Raw genomic sequence first — 15,795 nt, 5'->3', positions numbered from 1 at the left:
TTGCATTGTTGTCATACGTATTCATCAGACAAAAAATAATTAATAACGAACAACTAAAACTTAAATCAATTTTAGATACGGTAGATGATTACATATATCTTAAAAATCGACAGGGAAAATATATTTATGCTAATAAAAAGATGCGTGAGCAGTTTAACCAATATGTAGATACTGTATCTGGAAAGAAAGACACTGATTTTTTCCCTCCTGAGATAGCTAATGAAATTAATACTATCGACAACAGTGTTATGGATACTGGTGTTGAATATTGTGAAATAGAAACTTACTGGCGAAGAGATTCTGGACAACAACAAACAGTAAATACACGAAAAGTGCCGTTATTCGATAAAAGTGGTAATGTGTATGCTCTATGTGGTGCATCGACTGATATTACACAGCTTAAACAACAAGAAAAAATCATTGAGCAAATCGCTTACCTTGACCCTACACATGGCCTAATTAATCGAGTAGACTTATACACACAATTGTCTAATGCAATGTCTCGAGCAGTCAATACTTCTTCAACACTCCTTCTCGCTATTATAGATATTGATAATTTTAAACATGTGAACTCAAAGTTTGGACATACATTTGGAGATGAATTTCTTAATGATTTTCACTTTAAAATCAGCAATTTAATAAAAGAAAACGGAGCTGTGATTCGTTTGAGTGGGGATGAGTTTTACATCATTATCGAAAAACTAAGTGATGATGTCTACAATGACTTTTCTTATTTTAAGAATCAACTCCCGCTAAATCTTTCGCATAAAGGTTCTCAATGCGAACTTACCGTTTGTGCTGGTATAAGTACTTTTCCAAACGAAACATATGCAAAACCTGAACAACTAATAAGACAGTCTGAATTTGCCCTTTATGAGGCGAAACAACAAGGCCAAAACCAAGTTTACTTTTTGCATGACGGTGACAGAATTGAATTAAATGAACACAATATTAAGAATGAAATACTTCGAGGTCTACATGACAATCAGTTTATCTTTCACTTCCAACCTAAAGTCTGTACTAGGGATAATTCATTAGTCGGTTGTGAGGCTCTTATCAGATGGAATCACCCAATTAAGGGACTTCTTGGACCTGGACAATTCTTACCTGAGATCTATAAGCTTGGTTTGTCAGACACCCTTGATAATTGGGTTATCAATAAAGCCCTCGATACAATTCAACATTGGCGTTCAATTGGTTATCACTGCCCTTTAAGTATTAATATATCACACTCTTTTATAGCTAAAGAACTTGCTCTTATACTCAAAGAGAAAGTGTTACAGGGAAATGAAAAGAATTTATTATTACTCGAAGTTGAAATATTGGAAACGCATGCTGTCGACAATATAGAGACGGCAGCAGAATCAATAAAGAAATGTAAAGAGTTTGGGGTTTCGTTTTCTATCGACGATTTCGGTACTGGTTATTCTACATTAACATATTTGCAGAAATTACCAATTAACACACTAAAAGTAGATCAGAGGTTTATAAGGCATACAATTAGAGAAACAGAGCGTGGTATTCTAAAAGGGATTTTGGTTTTCTGTGAGGTATTAAATCTACAGCCTATCGTCGAAGGTGTTGAAACCTTAGAACAACTTAAAGTTCTACAAGAACTGGGTTATGATACTTTCCAAGGATACTTTATATCTAAACCTTTAAACGAAGTCGATTACTTAAAATGGCTTTCTAAAAAAACACCTGCTCGTGGTAATAATATCGTTGGTCCGAGAGAGAGTAACTCAACTTTTAAGCCACTCTTAATATAGCCACGAGCTTTATCTAAATATCGGTTCAATATAAAAATTCGCACTTCGTGAATATTGAAATGATTTAGTGGGTTAATCCTGCAACAAAAGGTTGGGACTTTTTTCATTATCTAATCCTCTTAAATATCTAAGGACCATACTGTCACTTTTCCAGTCTCCTAACTGTATTAATTGGGTTAGGCTTAACCCGGTGGCATAACCATCTTGCAGCGCACCAACACGGCTAGAGTGGCCACTCCAGATGTCTCGATGATGACGCTTGCTAGTTACAACGTCACCTGATTGTTCTAAACATCGATGTGCACGTTGGTAAATTCTATCAACGGTCATGCCAGACATTGGTGTTTCTCTGTACGCCGCTGGCCTCTGTCCTTTTGATGTAAGCCAACTGAAGATATATTCATTGTCTTCTAGATTGTCACAATACTCTATTAAATACGTGCGAAGAATGGACGCAAAGCGACCTGTTAATCGCTTAGGCTCAGGGCTAATACTAGTTTTCGACGAGACACGATCAATGTTAACATCCCGATTATCCAATATCGTTATATGTTTTTTGCGTATAGCCCCAATTTCTGATTCACGTAGTAAAGTTCCATAAGCAACAGTAAGGACAGTTAAGTCTCTGAACCTCATCGGGTACTTGTGGTTACCCCAGGTATCCATTAGTTTATTTAAATGAACCTTCTTGAACGGTTTTGCTTGTAAATCAATAAGTTGTTCTCCTGTAATTTCCATTTCATCTTTCGGAAGCGAAGTGAAGAAGGTTTTCACAGAGAGCTTTTTTGTTATGTCTTCAATTTCCATTATTTTATGGAACAAACTTAACTGGGCTCGATATTGTCGAAGGGTATTAATTTTCACACCTTCGATTTTTAATGCTCGGAACCAATTTAATAAGATGTGTTCATTAATAGGGAAACTATATATTGCTTCGGCTTTACAATAATAGTCCCACTTTCGCAGTACGAAGGACAACATCTTTAATGTGTTTGTGCTGAGACCGCCGCGATTGTCATCAAACACCTGCAGTTGTTTTAGAACTTTAGGCAACTCATGCCAATCAGGTGCAAAACTGTCAGTTAAGTCGGGCAACTGAACCTTAAATCGTTTGAGTGTTTCTTTTTGCGTTGACCACTGTTCTTGTGTTTCTTTTTGAGATTTTAAGTGTGACAGCGTCACTTGGTTTTGTTTGATAACTAGCTTTTTGCTATCCATAATAAATTCCACATCCATAGTGTGATATAAATGTAATTATATCACACTATTATGCTTTAGGTAACTTGGTATCCCTCAAACCAAGAAGCTATCTTTTTCTTGTGTTGTTAAATCTAGGCAAGCTCATGGAAGATAACCCTGACTTAACCTATGAGTTCGTACTACAGGCAATAATCGCTCATGCCGAATTAGAGCGCGGGAATACGACCTCTTATGAATTTAGCGAAAGTAACAAAGATTGAGCAAACTACGACATTTGCCAAGGCTGTAAAAAAGCTACACAAAAACCAGAAACAAGAGCTAGATAAAGCAGTGAAAGAGGTTACAGAAAACCCTTTTATTGGCGTGATGAAGAAAGGTAATTTGTCTTTTCTTAGGGTGCACAAGTTTAAGATAAACAAACAGCTCACCTTGCTCGGGTACAACTACAATGAAGACGGGACGTTAGTCTTGACCCTAATGGCGTTGGGCAGTCAGGAAACTTTTATCGAGATGTATCCAGAACATTTAGATGACTAAAGCCTCGCCAAGCACGAGGCTTTTTTGTGCCTGGTACTTTGTGTGGAACGAATGAGGTATATGTCTAATTATACTACATATTTTTTACGTACAGCGTTGATATGTAACCTTAAGTCTATCAGCATGCTTACCCAAGGCTAAGCTGCCTGTCGGCAGTGAAGTGTTAATTTCATCGCTGAAGGCTTGATTATTAAAGTGCTTTAGGGAAATAAGATGAGTAGATTACCAAAATCAATTATTAGATTTAACTCTGAATCACGCCCATTAGAAATACTCATTTGTGGTGGCAAAGAACCAAGTGATGCTCCTTGGACAAACCGATTTATTGGCTTCTACCTGTTTGGCAGCGCGACTTAGTCTCGACAGTTGAGCAGAAAGCTGCCTTTATTGAATCGGCTTTTATGGGCTAGGTTCTGTAATGATTAGTGAGCTTGATTGGCCTAACCGACAGAAAGCGAGTTCTGAAGAAATCAAAAACTACCTCAACACCTACAAACTGATCGAAAAAGAACTTAAGGTTAGCTAACGCTGAAGGAAAGGTGGAATCTACACCCCTTGAAACACCTCGGGGATTAACAACATGAGAAGAATGGATAAGTTTTAGTGCGGTAAAAGCCCATGAACAGGGTGTGAATGAGTAAAAGGTCTCGCCAATAATAGGGCACTTCTGAATTGAGAAGTGCCATCTGTGAAGGTTCTGGTCATTTCTGAGTTACGATCTCTGGAGTACGCTAATATTTCAGATTATTTCAAGTAGTCCTGCAATGAAGTTTGTATGTCTACAACGCGTAAATCTTCTTATCTACTTCACAGCTAATTTTCACCACGAGAGTTTTTATAAGAAGACACCCGCAGTAATTCGCACTACTGGCAATTAAAGCTGTTTACGGTTGTGAGATTGCAATAAATGTTAATTCATTAAGCATTTGAGCACTTCCTTGTGTTAGCCTTGAAAACTCATCCAATGGCTAATTTTGTCTCCGCAAAACGCAGTTTTTTCTGGCGTGGGCTGGCTAAAAAGTACGCAAAGGTTAATGGTCCCAATCTTCCCATATACATCATAAAGATGATAATGAGTTCACCCGATGCGGAAAGCTGACCTGTTAAACCACGAGATAAACCCACCGTACCTAATGCTGAAACCGCTTCAAACACGACATCTATCATCGGGGCATTTTCCGTCAACAGTAATGCAAAGATGGCTAACCACGTCACCACAACCGAAATCATCGTCAGTGCAAGAGCTTTGCTGATCGTATCTTTCGCGATTTCACGTTTAAACACATGGATTTGCTCATCACGACGTAAGTAAGCGTACGTCGATAAAATCAATACCATAAAGGTGACAACTTTGATGCCACTTGCGGTACTTAACGAACCACCACCAATGAACATCAGCACTAGAATAATTGCCGTTGTTGCATCTTCGAGTTGGTCAATCGCAAGTGTATTAAAGCCTGCGGTTCGTGGAGTCACGGCCTGAAACCAAGAAGCCAGCCACTTACCGAGTTCGCTGAGTGGCGCTAAGGTGTTGGGGTTATCACGCTCGATTAGGTAGATAGCTATCAATGCCACGGCATTGATAAGCACGGTTCCCGTTATCATCATGCGGCTATAAACCGTCAGCTTTGACCAGCGACGGTTTCGCTTTAAATCCATCCAAACCGAAAAGCCTAACCCGCCAATGATAAATAATCCTGTAATCGTCAGGTTAACGACGGGGTCATCCACATAAGGCATTAAGCTATCAGCACTTAAGGCAAACCCTGCATTATTAAATGCACTGATGGTATAGAAAAAACCGTGAAATAGACTGGTTGCCCAGCCAAGCTCATCGCTCCAATACCAGGTCAGTATGGTCATCCCAACCAGTTCGACGGTCAGAGCAAACATAAGCACGGATTTAGCGGTCGCAACAAGCGTTGAGGAGTCGGTTTGATTAAATGCTTCTCTTGCGACGGTACGCTCTAAAAAGCCGATTTTCCCTCCCAAAGCAATCAAGGTCACAATAGCAAAGGTCATGAGTCCGAGGCCACCACACTGAATGAGTAAAGCGATGACAACTTGCCCAAATAAGGTGAACTGAGTGCCTGTATCAACCACCACTAGCCCTGTCACCGTTACGGCTGAGGTAGCCGTGAACAAACTCTGTATCCAAGTGATAGGCTCATGAACCGCGATAGGCAGTTTGAGTAATGCCGTACCCAGCAAGATGAGCAGTAAAAAGCTGCCACTTAAAATTAGTGGCGGCGCACCCACTATTTTTTTTCCTGACTTGGGTTTACGTTCTATCGGCGTGATAGAGGGATGCCACTGAACCATATCACACCAACCTTGGAGCGAGGTATTTTAGCTCAGCGCGAGTGCCGCACAACAGAATGATATCATTCGCTTTCAAGACAAAATCATGACCAATTTGATTGAGCACGTCTTGTTCACGTTTGATGAGAACCGTTTGCACACTGCCTTTGGCATCACCAAGAATTTGTCCAATCGGTGTGTCGTGTAATGACGCTCTGATATGAATTTCAACCACATACAAGCCATGACCTAAGGACAAGTAGTTATTCACCATAGGGTAGTTTAGTGCCTGAGCGACACGCACGCCCATTTCCTCTTCTGGATGGATAATACGTCGAACGCCAAGTTTCGACACTATGGTGTGATGTGCTTTGGTACTGGCCTTAACCCAAATCTCTTTAACACCGAGATTTTTCAATGCCAAAGTGCAAAGCAAACTTGACTGCATATCTTCCCCAATCGCGATCAATACCGCTTCACTGTTGCCAAGATCTAATTCACGCAGCGCATTCTCATCGGTAGAGTCACAAATAATGGCTTGCGTTAACTCCTCGACATATTTCTCAACAATTTTTGGGTCGCGATCAACGCCCGTCACTGTGTGTCCTAGATGGATCAATTCAAGACTGGCCGCGATACCAAAACGCCCAAGTCCAATGACAGTAAAATGTGCCATAACAATACCTTTATTATTTTTTCCAAAAGTGGGGCAATAACATGGCTATGGCTAACACCGTGAAGTATTCCAGTCGGCCAAGGATCATTGCCAGATTTAATATCCAGATGCCTGTATCAGAAACAGGTTGAAAATTGCTTGCTACCACGCCAAAACCAGGGCCAAGCACATTGATACACGCCACCACTGCGGTAAAAGACGACCAAAAGTCCAGTCCTATTGCCATCATCAGCAAAGTGAACACCACGGTGGTCAGCGCTGCCAGAGACATAAAAGCCATCACGGCACTGGTCACATCAGAGGTTACAACACGCCCTTGATAACGGATCGGCAAAATGGCTCTGGGGTGGGTAAGCTGACGAATTTCTCGGCGAATCACTTTAAACGTGATGATATCGCGCACAAATTTATTGCCCCCTGCGGTTGAACCTGAGCAACCACCAAGATAGTCACAAAACACCAAAAAGAGAGCGCTTGCCGCAAGCCAACTGCCCAAATTCGCCGCCCCAAATCCTGTGCTGGTCATAAATGAGACGACACTGAACATGGCAAAACTTAGTGAGGTAAGAAAATCGTCATAGGCAGAATGGCTAAAAATATACCAGCCAAAAACAAAGGAGAGAGCAATCGCTGTAAGAATAAATACTCTTGACTCTTCATCAGAGACATACAGACGTAGCCCTGCAAAACCACTTCGAAATACTCGAAAATGAAGACCAAAACTGATCGCGCCCAACATCATGAAAATGTTAGATAGCATAAGGATAAGGTGACTTTCAAAATGCCACATACTGGCGTCATGCGTCGAGAACCTGCCCGTTGAAACCGTGGTAAAACTGTGCGCAATAGCATCGTAAGCCGACATCCCTGCAAGATAGTAAGCCAACGCACACGCAACGGTAATCGCCAAATAGACACCCCATAGATAGTGCGCCGTCTTATTGATACGGGGCGAAAGCTTGTCATCTTTAATTGGTCCAGGCGTATCTGCTTTAAGCAGTCGCATTCCTCCAACATTGAGCATGGGCAATACCGCAACGACAAAAATCACCACGCCTAACCCACCCATCCACTGAAGAAATTGACGATACAAGAGAAAAGATTTTGGCATATCGTCCAAGCCAGCCAGGATGGTGGCACCTGTGGTGGTTAAGGCACTGATGGACTCAAATATTGCGTCAGTCATACTGACTTTGGTAACGAAATGGATCGACAATGCACCTAAGAAGCCTGTTAATGCCCAAGTTAAACTGGCAAACATTAACGCATCTCGAAACGTGACTTTATGCAGATCACTTTTTCGCAATAGAACAGATAACAAAAAAGCAGAGAGCATCATTACCGCCGAAGGAGAAAAAAGTCACCTGAAATATGATCTTGAAATACAAACAGCGACAATAAGCCAAATGAACCTTGCACAATCCCCATCCAAAGCATGGGCATGACAAAGAGTCGAACGGTGTTCTTGAGATTAATCACGAGGTGGCTCCATCGAAACTAGACGGTAACCAATCCCTGATTCGGTTTTAATGAGCTGTTGTTCGTCTGCACTGTCGTTGAGTTTTTTGCGCAACTGGCTAACCAGTACGCGCAGATAATGGGTATCGTCGGTATGACTTTCGCCCCACACCTCTCTCAACAAGTCTGTCTGTTTCACAAGTTGCCCTGGTGTAATCATGAGCATTTCAAGAAACGCAAACTCCTTTTTGGTCAGAATGACTTCGGTATCGTACAGCCAGCATTGATGGGTACTTTTTTGTAACTTGATCCCACTAAAAGTAACGATATCCTCGCTAAAATGGTCACTGACCAAGTCTCGCAGTAATACCTTAATCCGTACAATAAGTTCTTTAATGCCAAACGGCTTACTGAGATAGTCGTTAGCTCCTGCTTCAAGCAAGCGGATCTTCTCTTCTTCTTGATCGCGTGCCGTTAGAATGAGCACGGGTGTTTTACTTGACTGACGGATCATCGAGAGGAACTCGATACCATCACCATCAGGCAATCCCAAATCGAGCACCACCACATGCGGCTGAACACGCTCAAATTGCACTTTTGCCGTGGCTAACGAGTCTGCTCCCACGTAATCAAAGCCTTCAGACGCTAATGAAATGCGCATAAACGTTTGGATTTGAGGCTCATCATCCACCACCAGTATTTTGTAGTTCACTACTGCTCTCCTTGTTGACTGCTTGGTAGCGAAATCCTAATCAGACAACCTTGTTGCAGTTCTACACATTCGATATGACCTTGATGGGCTGAGACCACGCCTTTTGCCACACTCAACCCAAGGCCTGAGCCAGAATCGTCACTTCTTTTTTCCTTGCCCGAATAAAACAACTCGAACATTCGTCCTGCTTCATCAGGTTGCAGTGATTGGCCTTGGTTGTAGACATCAATCATCACATTCTGCTGACTCTGATAAATTGTCACACTGACCTGTTTATCTTTGGGGGAATAGCGCAGCGCATTGTCTAATACATTAAATAACGCCTGCTCTAGCAAAGCCCGACTGACATCAACCAATGAAACCGCCCCATTGACGACAACCTCAATACTTGTGATGGATGAAGAGAAACGGCCAATGACGCTTTTTACAATATGTACAATGGATTCTTGTTGCTTCTGGATGCGAACCACGCCGTGCTGCAATTTCGTCGCTTGCAAAAGGTTCTCTATGTATTGGTGTAAGCGATGGCTTTCTTTGATGGCACTGTCGAGCAGTTCATCCTTTTCTTTGGCTTGAAGTTGCGTCTGATATTCTTTGAAAGTGGTGAGATTGCCTATAATCCCCGCGAGCGGGGTTCTCAAATCATGAGATACGGAGAGCAAAATTTGGTGGCGTAGTTGCACTTGTTCTAGCGCATTTTGTTGGCGTCGATATCGTTCAGCGAGCTGGCTAGTGGTAAAGGCAACCACAATAAAAACAAGTAAGTTAATGATGTCATCTAGGTGGAACATCTGAAGCGAATACCGAGGCGTGGTAAAGAGGAAGTTGAAACTGACCGCTTCGGCAACCCCAGCCACATAAGCTATTCGTGAGTGACATTGAAGGGCAATCACAACGATAGAAAGCTGGAGTATCAGCAACACCGCGATGGTTGAGCCTAACCAGTGATCAAGTCCTAAAGAGACGACAAGTGCAAGAACAAACACCGACGCTGATAAAATATAACGCTTCTGTAGCCAACTCATTGCCATATAAGTCATTTGAAAGAAAATCTTAACAGCGACTCTATCAGATACGCAGTCAGGGTTCGCGTAAAAAAAGCGTAAAAAATGGCGAATTCTAGAGATGTTATATCCAATCAGAGGAAGCCACAAACAGCATCGTAACTTCCTCGACTTATGTATTGGTTAAGGCTTAGCCTAAACTTAATCAACTACAACCAATATCAATCTATTGTATGAATCAAAAGAAAATTTCGGGATAGAACTGCGGAAAGTTTCCATGTAGTGGTCAACTAAAATTGGCCACGGTTTTAGAGTTTTCCCAATATAATCGTTCTGATTCATTGGGAGTTAGACCACCGTTATACTGATGTGGTCTGAGTTGGCAGTAGTATCCGATAATGTAACGGGTAATCTCTTGTTGAGCCTCAGCGAAGCTACGATAACCCACAGTTGGCACCCATTCCGTTTTCAGACTTCTAAAGAAACGCTCCATCGGCGCATTATCCCAACAATTTCCTCGGCGAGATAAACTCTGTTTTATTTGAAAACGCCACAGCAATTGACGGTATTTACGGCTAGTATAATGACTGCCTTGATCGCTATGGAACATAACACCTTTAGGCTTACCACGTGACTCATAAGCCATCGAAAGAGCTTTGCCTGTTAGTTTAGAATCAGGTGATAGAGACATCGACCAACCAATCACTTTTCGGGCAAAAAGATCGATAACAACGGCTAAATACATCCACCGATTACCTGTCCAAATATACGTCACATCCCCAGCCCAGACCTCATTTGGGGCGGTAACCGCAAACTGACGACCTAAGTGATTTGGAACGTCAATATGTTTTTGTGAAGCCTTGCGGTAACGATGTTTTGGCACTTGGCAACTCACTAAACCAAGCGTTCTCATAAGTTTTGTTGCTCGGTATCGGCTCAGCTTTACACCCTGATTTGTGACTATATCTGCAATGGTTCTCGCTCCCGCAGAGCCATTGCTTGCAGCGTGAGCCTCACTGACCAAGCTGCGCAATTTTACTGTTTCAGCGTTAATTATCGTTGGGCGTTTAAGCCAATAGTGATAACTACTTCGATGAACATTGAAGACTTCGCATAATGTTTTTACGCTGTAGCTCTGCTTAAGTTTCTTGATTATCAAGAATTGTTCAGTGAGTCCGACATCAACAGAGCCGTGGCTTTTTTTAATATTTCATTATGCTCTTCAAGGCGAGCCAACTTCTTTTTTAATTCCCGAATTTCTATTTGTTCAGGGGTCATCGGTGAAGCTTTCGGTGTTTTTCCTTGGCGCTCTTCTCTAAGCTGGCGAACCCACTTATCCATCGTGGACTTGCCCACATTCATGGCTTGGGCTGCTTCAGTCACTGAGTAATTTTGGTCTAGGACTAACTGAGCTGCTTCTAACTTAAATTCTGCGCTAAATAGTCGTCTTGTACGTTTTGTCATAGTGTCACCTGTTAACTTATGAGGTGATGATATCACCTCTAACTAAGTGACCAAATTCACTATGCCACTACATTCGTGTTAATCCGCCATGTGGCGGATATCTTATACATCGTACTGTTTCTTAGCAGTGAAGATTTCCGACGAAACCGTTTTTGGATGGTAACCCTGCCCCTTAGGTTGCACGATAAACTGTAATGAGTCCGACAAAGCTACAGGGTTATCTTTATAATCGTCACCAATATACATTTGGTCTGAGAAAGGGGATATTGCATAAGCAAGATGCTCAACAAGTGTATCTCGATTTGAGAAATCACTTTCTTCTAAATTGATCATCTGCGCAATGATTGCACTATCGATGAAAGTGCCACTTAGCCAGTTAGATGTCGAAGCATAACCTGCACACCAACGTAAATTATTAGAAGTGGTGAAGACTTCGATCAACTCAGTATTCCCCCCGACAAAACATGAACCGAACATGACCCCTGTTATGTTGTACTGTTTTGATTTCATGCCAATAGCGAAAAGAATATCTTCTAACTTCATATTACCTATTTTCTGCTTGTACCCATGAGCTGCAATATAAACAATAGTGTTAGAAAACCTGACCTTACAAAGGCATTCTAAGGCATATTCAAAGCTCTTTTTGTCATAAAAATTAGCATGGTAAACTTCTGTATCCCCTGCTAATTTTGCAACACCTTCAATAAAAGGCACAACACTTGAACGGTTAGAGTCACCATCATCCAACTCCCATGGACTTTCCAGCACCAGTATTCCCCGATTAGCACTATGTCTTGCCATCTTTAGTTCCTTTTTAAACAATTTTGGTATTCATTAAAGTTAAATTTGCAGCCATCATCTGAGTAAATCGTAAGGTAAGCTCCAAGCTTGAAAAATAGGCTTTGCTCTTCTTAGTTATTCCCAGCGTCGGTATTGAAGAATTTTTTCTAATTATCAAGATTATAATACCAAAATCGCTAGGTAAGTTGTTCACTTTTAAGTTATTAATTAGATTGTCAACATCAGTCATACACTTGATATTATGAAAAATAAGTCAAATTATGGTTTAGTGAATTGATTCGTAGGTCAGTTGATACAAGCTTAATGAGATGGTACGTCCCTCCCTACAGCTAAACTTGAAATGGTTTAGTCTTAAAAGGAAAGTACCAAATGAATAACTCACACATTATCGGAATCGATTTAGGTAAGAACTCTTTTCATTTAGTTGGTCATGACCATGCTGGGAATCAGTTATTTAAGAAAAAGCTTACTCGCCAAAAATTACTAGAGTTCTTATCGTGTCATGAGCCTGTCATTATAGCCATGGAGTCATGCGGCGGGTCTCATTGGCTTGCTCGAAAGTGTACTGAATTTGGTCATACAGCCAAGCTAATTCCACCTCAATATGTAAAACCTTACGTTAAAACCAACAAAAATGATTTTATCGATGCAGACGCTATTGCAGAAGCAGCTTCACGGCCAACAATGAGGTTCTCTTCAGCAAAGACTGAGTCAGCTCAGGTTATCTCAACGATTCGAAAAATTCGTAGCGGGTATATTAGAGAGCGCACCGCCTGTATGAACCGAATTGGCTCAATCCTTCTTGAGTTTGGGATCAGTTTGCCAAAAGGCCACGCTAGTATGAAAGGTTTATTTCAGTGGCTAGTGGATAAGAATCAAAACCTTCCTCCTCTAATCATTTTTGAATTAAGTGAGTTACATGAACACTATCAAAACCTTAATGAACGCATAGATTCACAAGCAGATAAGGTCGAGAGAATCCTTGCAGATAACGAGCAGATGAAACAACTGCAAAGTGTTCCAGGTATTGGCCCAGTCATCGCTAGTGCTTGTTTATCATCAGTTGGTAACCCCAATGACTTCAAAAACGGGAGAAATTTTGGCGGCATGGATCGGACTAGTCCCCATTCAATACTCAACTGGTGGTAAATCAACGCTACTTGGAATATCGAAACGAGGAAATAAAGAACTAAGGACGCTATTCATCCATGCTGCGAGGTCCATTTTATGGAGAGACAAATCGGTTGAAAAATACTTTGGCTCGTGGCTTGTAGAGCTTAAGAAACGAAAACCTTTTAACGTGGCAGTGGTAGCACTAGCCAACAAAATAGCCCGTATAGCACGGGCAGTCTTAGTCAGTAAAAAGTCCTTTGAAATAAGAACATAATCAGAATTTGCAATGAGAGAAAAAGATGACACAACGGTTAGACCCCTATCTGGCAGGGTAGTTGTCACTGTTAAAATTTAACCAGTCTGGGCGATAAAGAGTAATTGTGTCTCGTATCTCAATAGAAAGAAAAGAAGCTATATTGAAGAAGCTATTACCTCCCTATTCGATGTCAGTTAAAGAAGTGTCGGAAGAGGAAGGAATCAGTACTGCGACCCTGTATCATTGGCGCCAGCAACTCAGACGTTCAGGAGCCGCCGTGCCAAATAGTAACACTTCATCAGAGCAGTGGTCTGCTCAAACTAAACTAGCCATTGTCGCTGAAACCTACTCAATGACAGAAAGTGAACTCAGCCAATATTGTCGTGAAAAAGGCCTTTTCCCAGAACAAATCCAAAGCTGGCGCAGCGAATGTATGCAAGGGTTTAAGTCGAGTAAAGAGCACGAAGCTGAAGCAAAGAAGCAGGCTAAAGCTGACAAACTTGAAATCAAAGAGTTGAAGAAAGATTTACGACTCAAAGAAAAAGCACTCGCTGAAACGGCCGCCCTCTTGGTACTAAGAAAAAAGCTGAGAGCCTTTTACGGGGAAGAGCCAGAGGACGACTAACCTCAACCGATGAAAGGCAGACCATAGTGACTCTTATCCTTGAAGCGAAGCAATGTGGATGTCGTTTAGAGCCAGCTTGCCATGAAGTTCAAATCGACTTGAGAACATATCGTCGCTGGTATCAGCAAGGAGAAGTACAAGCTGACAAAAGGCCAATATGCCTCAGGCCTGAGCCTGCTAATAAGCTGTCGCAGGAAGAGCGTGATGCGATAATCGAGGTGTGTAACCGCTCAGAGTTCGCAAGCTTGCCTCCAACTCAAATCGTCCCGACATTGCTTGATAGAGGTGAGTACATCGCCTCTGAGTCGAGCTACTACCGAGTGTTGAGTACGCAGGGGCAACTTCACAAGCGAGGTCGTCAGCGGAGCAGACAGAAGCAAGCGAAGCCAACCAGTTACACAGCGACGGACTCGAACCAAGTCTATACTTGGGATATCACTTACTTACCCTCAAAGGTTCGAGGTCAACATTATTACCTGTATGTCATTGAGGACATCTACAGTCGAAAAATTGTTGGTTATGAAGTGTATGAGCATGAATGCGGTGAGCTGGCGTCACAACTTCTGCAAAGGACGTTGATGCGAGAGCAGTGCTTTAATCAAGCGCTGGTTCTTCACTCGGATAATGGTGCGCCAATGAAGTCGTTGACGTTCAAAGCTAAAATGGAAGAGTTAGGTATTACCTCGTCATATAGTCGCCCAAGAGTCAGTGATGATAACCCTTATGTCGAGTCATTGTTCCGTACAGTTAAGTACATGCCAAACTGGCCAACAAAGGGCTTTGAAAGTCTCGATAGTAGCCGAAGTTGGGTTGAAGCCTTCGTACTCTGGTACAACACCGAGCACAAGCACAGTAAGCTAAATTACGTCACGCCTTCAGAGCGTCACAATGGAAAAGATAAAGAGATCTTGAAGCGTCGTGTAGAGGTATTGTTCGCTGCAAAACAGCGAAAGCCTGAGCGGTGGTCTGGTGATATCAGGAACTGTGCGCCTGTTGGTGACGTTCATCTGAATCCAGAAAGAGAAGCTGCTTAATAAGCAAGCAAATGATGACAACTACCTTGAAAAACACCGAGACCACCAGACTGAAGACCTGTTGCCCCAAACAGCAACTTAAAATGCTTTTCGCTTTGTGAGGACAGTCTGGCGCACACCTCATCATAGAGCTGAGACTAATGGCAGTCTCTAATAGACTCTGAATATATTAGCGCAAATCAGCTCGTTGTTTTTAACTCTACTTGCAATAACGGGACGTACCATATATTGGGGTAGATCTGAGCCACCCAAATTAGCTAGCTGGGTATTGAACGTGCTTTCTTTACCTTACGTCGCACTAAATCAAATCCATGTGCGATTCCACTATTAAATTCATTTTCGAGAGCCTGTTCTGTGCCAGCCAACTTTGCAACGATAAGCCCTATCTCATTCGATAGGTCGCATAGTTCTAGGTCTTGTGTCGGGAGGGACTTCAATTCTGTCGAAAGGTTCTTGAGAAATTCATCAGTGTTCACCGTTGGTTCCGTGTTCAAAATAATAATCCTACTTAAAGAGACTCAATCGACTAGACACTACACTGATTAGAAAAAGTAGGTCAATGCCCTCAGTAATAAAAAGTGACTGATAAGTGGGCTAACTTTGAATGGGGCAAAAACGTGCCAGAGCCTCCATCAGCAAGGTTCTGGACAAAAATCATTTTCGGGAAATTGAACATTAGCGTATCATGAATAACTAAAGGTATGGCAAATAGCAAAACTGACGTGTCGGTCGTACCAGATTACATGTAGAAACCTCTGCCTTTCGAAGTCCGCCCTCGCTTTGAGAAAATCATCAAGGCTGCGACCGTTCTAGAGCAGATCGCACAATTTACTTAAATAGAGGCT

The 15,795-nt window shown here is 42.0% G+C and carries 11 protein-coding genes and 3 pseudogenes; 5 read left to right on the top strand and 9 right to left on the bottom strand.

All coding sequences use genetic code 11. The features are described 5' to 3' along the window. Positions 1 to 5: 5 nt before the first annotated feature. Positions 6 to 1,769 (top strand): sensor domain-containing protein, encoded by a 1,764-nt coding sequence (locus OCW38_RS22850; protein WP_261896583.1) that lies wholly within the window; start codon positions 6 to 8, stop codon positions 1,767 to 1,769. A 72-nt stretch (positions 1,770 to 1,841) separates the two neighbouring features. Here the strand turns inward: OCW38_RS22850 and OCW38_RS22845 are convergent, their stop codons facing one another. Further along, positions 1,842 to 2,987, bottom strand: coding sequence for a tyrosine-type recombinase/integrase (locus tag OCW38_RS22845; RefSeq protein WP_046209545.1), 1,146 nt, complete (start codon positions 2,985 to 2,987; stop codon positions 1,842 to 1,844). 213 nt (positions 2,988 to 3,200) lie between these two features. On the opposite strand from OCW38_RS22845, the pseudogene OCW38_RS22840 reads away from it, so the two are divergent. Beyond that, positions 3,201 to 3,502, top strand: a pseudogene (locus OCW38_RS22840) (type II toxin-antitoxin system RelE/ParE family toxin). A gap of 217 nt (positions 3,503 to 3,719) precedes the next feature. Beyond that, the gene (locus OCW38_RS22835) at positions 3,720 to 3,863 is read left to right on the top strand and encodes a hypothetical protein (protein ID WP_186731579.1); all 144 of its coding nucleotides are present in this window, start codon (positions 3,720 to 3,722) and stop codon (positions 3,861 to 3,863) included. 600 nt (positions 3,864 to 4,463) lie between these two features. Here OCW38_RS22835 and OCW38_RS22830 read toward each other — a convergent pair. The 7 genes and pseudogenes from OCW38_RS22830 to OCW38_RS22800 form a co-directional block, all read right to left on the bottom strand. After that, the gene (locus OCW38_RS22830; RefSeq protein ID WP_046209542.1) at positions 4,464 to 5,828 is read right to left on the bottom strand and encodes a TrkH family potassium uptake protein; all 1,365 of its coding nucleotides are present in this window, start codon (positions 5,826 to 5,828) and stop codon (positions 4,464 to 4,466) included. A gap of 1 nt (position 5,829) precedes the next feature. After that, positions 5,830 to 6,483, bottom strand: coding sequence for a potassium channel family protein (locus tag OCW38_RS22825; RefSeq protein ID WP_046209541.1), 654 nt, complete (start codon positions 6,481 to 6,483; stop codon positions 5,830 to 5,832). Positions 6,484 to 6,496: 13 nt separating this feature from the next. Further along, positions 6,497 to 7,962, bottom strand: a pseudogene (locus OCW38_RS22820) (TrkH family potassium uptake protein). Then, the gene (locus OCW38_RS22815) at positions 7,955 to 8,653 is read right to left on the bottom strand and encodes a response regulator (RefSeq protein WP_046209540.1); all 699 of its coding nucleotides are present in this window, start codon (positions 8,651 to 8,653) and stop codon (positions 7,955 to 7,957) included. The pseudogene OCW38_RS22820 and the gene OCW38_RS22815 overlap by 8 nt, the downstream one beginning before the upstream one ends. Beyond that, positions 8,653 to 9,678, bottom strand: coding sequence for a sensor histidine kinase (locus OCW38_RS22810; RefSeq protein ID WP_261896645.1), 1,026 nt, complete (start codon positions 9,676 to 9,678; stop codon positions 8,653 to 8,655). Before OCW38_RS22810 ends, OCW38_RS22815 begins: the two co-directional genes overlap by 1 nt. 265 nt (positions 9,679 to 9,943) lie before the next feature. Then, positions 9,944 to 11,121, bottom strand: a protein-coding gene (locus tag OCW38_RS22805) for an IS3 family transposase (protein ID WP_261896576.1) whose coding sequence is annotated in 2 segments (ribosomal slippage) — positions 9,944 to 10,863 and positions 10,863 to 11,121 — 1,179 coding nt in all. Because the reading frame shifts where the segments join, the coding sequence is not laid out codon by codon here. Positions 11,122 to 11,223: 102 nt separating this feature from the next. Further along, positions 11,224 to 11,922, bottom strand: coding sequence for a hypothetical protein (locus tag OCW38_RS22800; protein ID WP_046209697.1), 699 nt, complete (start codon positions 11,920 to 11,922; stop codon positions 11,224 to 11,226). Between the two features lie 369 nt (positions 11,923 to 12,291). Between OCW38_RS22800 and OCW38_RS22795 the strand changes: the two are divergent. Beyond that, positions 12,292 to 13,309 (top strand): annotated as a pseudogene (locus OCW38_RS22795) (IS110 family RNA-guided transposase). A 106-nt stretch (positions 13,310 to 13,415) separates the two neighbouring features. After that, a protein-coding gene (locus OCW38_RS22790; protein WP_391852436.1) for an IS3 family transposase occupies positions 13,416 to 14,950 on the top strand; the annotation gives its coding sequence in 2 pieces (ribosomal slippage) (positions 13,416 to 13,869 and positions 13,869 to 14,950; 1,536 coding nt in all). Between the two features lie 257 nt (positions 14,951 to 15,207). Here OCW38_RS22790 and OCW38_RS22785 read toward each other — a convergent pair. Further along, positions 15,208 to 15,444, bottom strand: coding sequence for a hypothetical protein (locus OCW38_RS22785; protein WP_156155704.1), 237 nt, complete (start codon positions 15,442 to 15,444; stop codon positions 15,208 to 15,210). Positions 15,445 to 15,795: the final 351 nt, after the last annotated feature.

This window comes from Vibrio cyclitrophicus, assembly GCF_024347435.1.
GTDB classification, from domain to species: domain Bacteria; phylum Pseudomonadota; class Gammaproteobacteria; order Enterobacterales; family Vibrionaceae; genus Vibrio; species Vibrio cyclitrophicus.
Note: the sequence above shows the minus strand (reverse complement) of the source record. Positions and strands in the feature narration are given on the sequence as shown.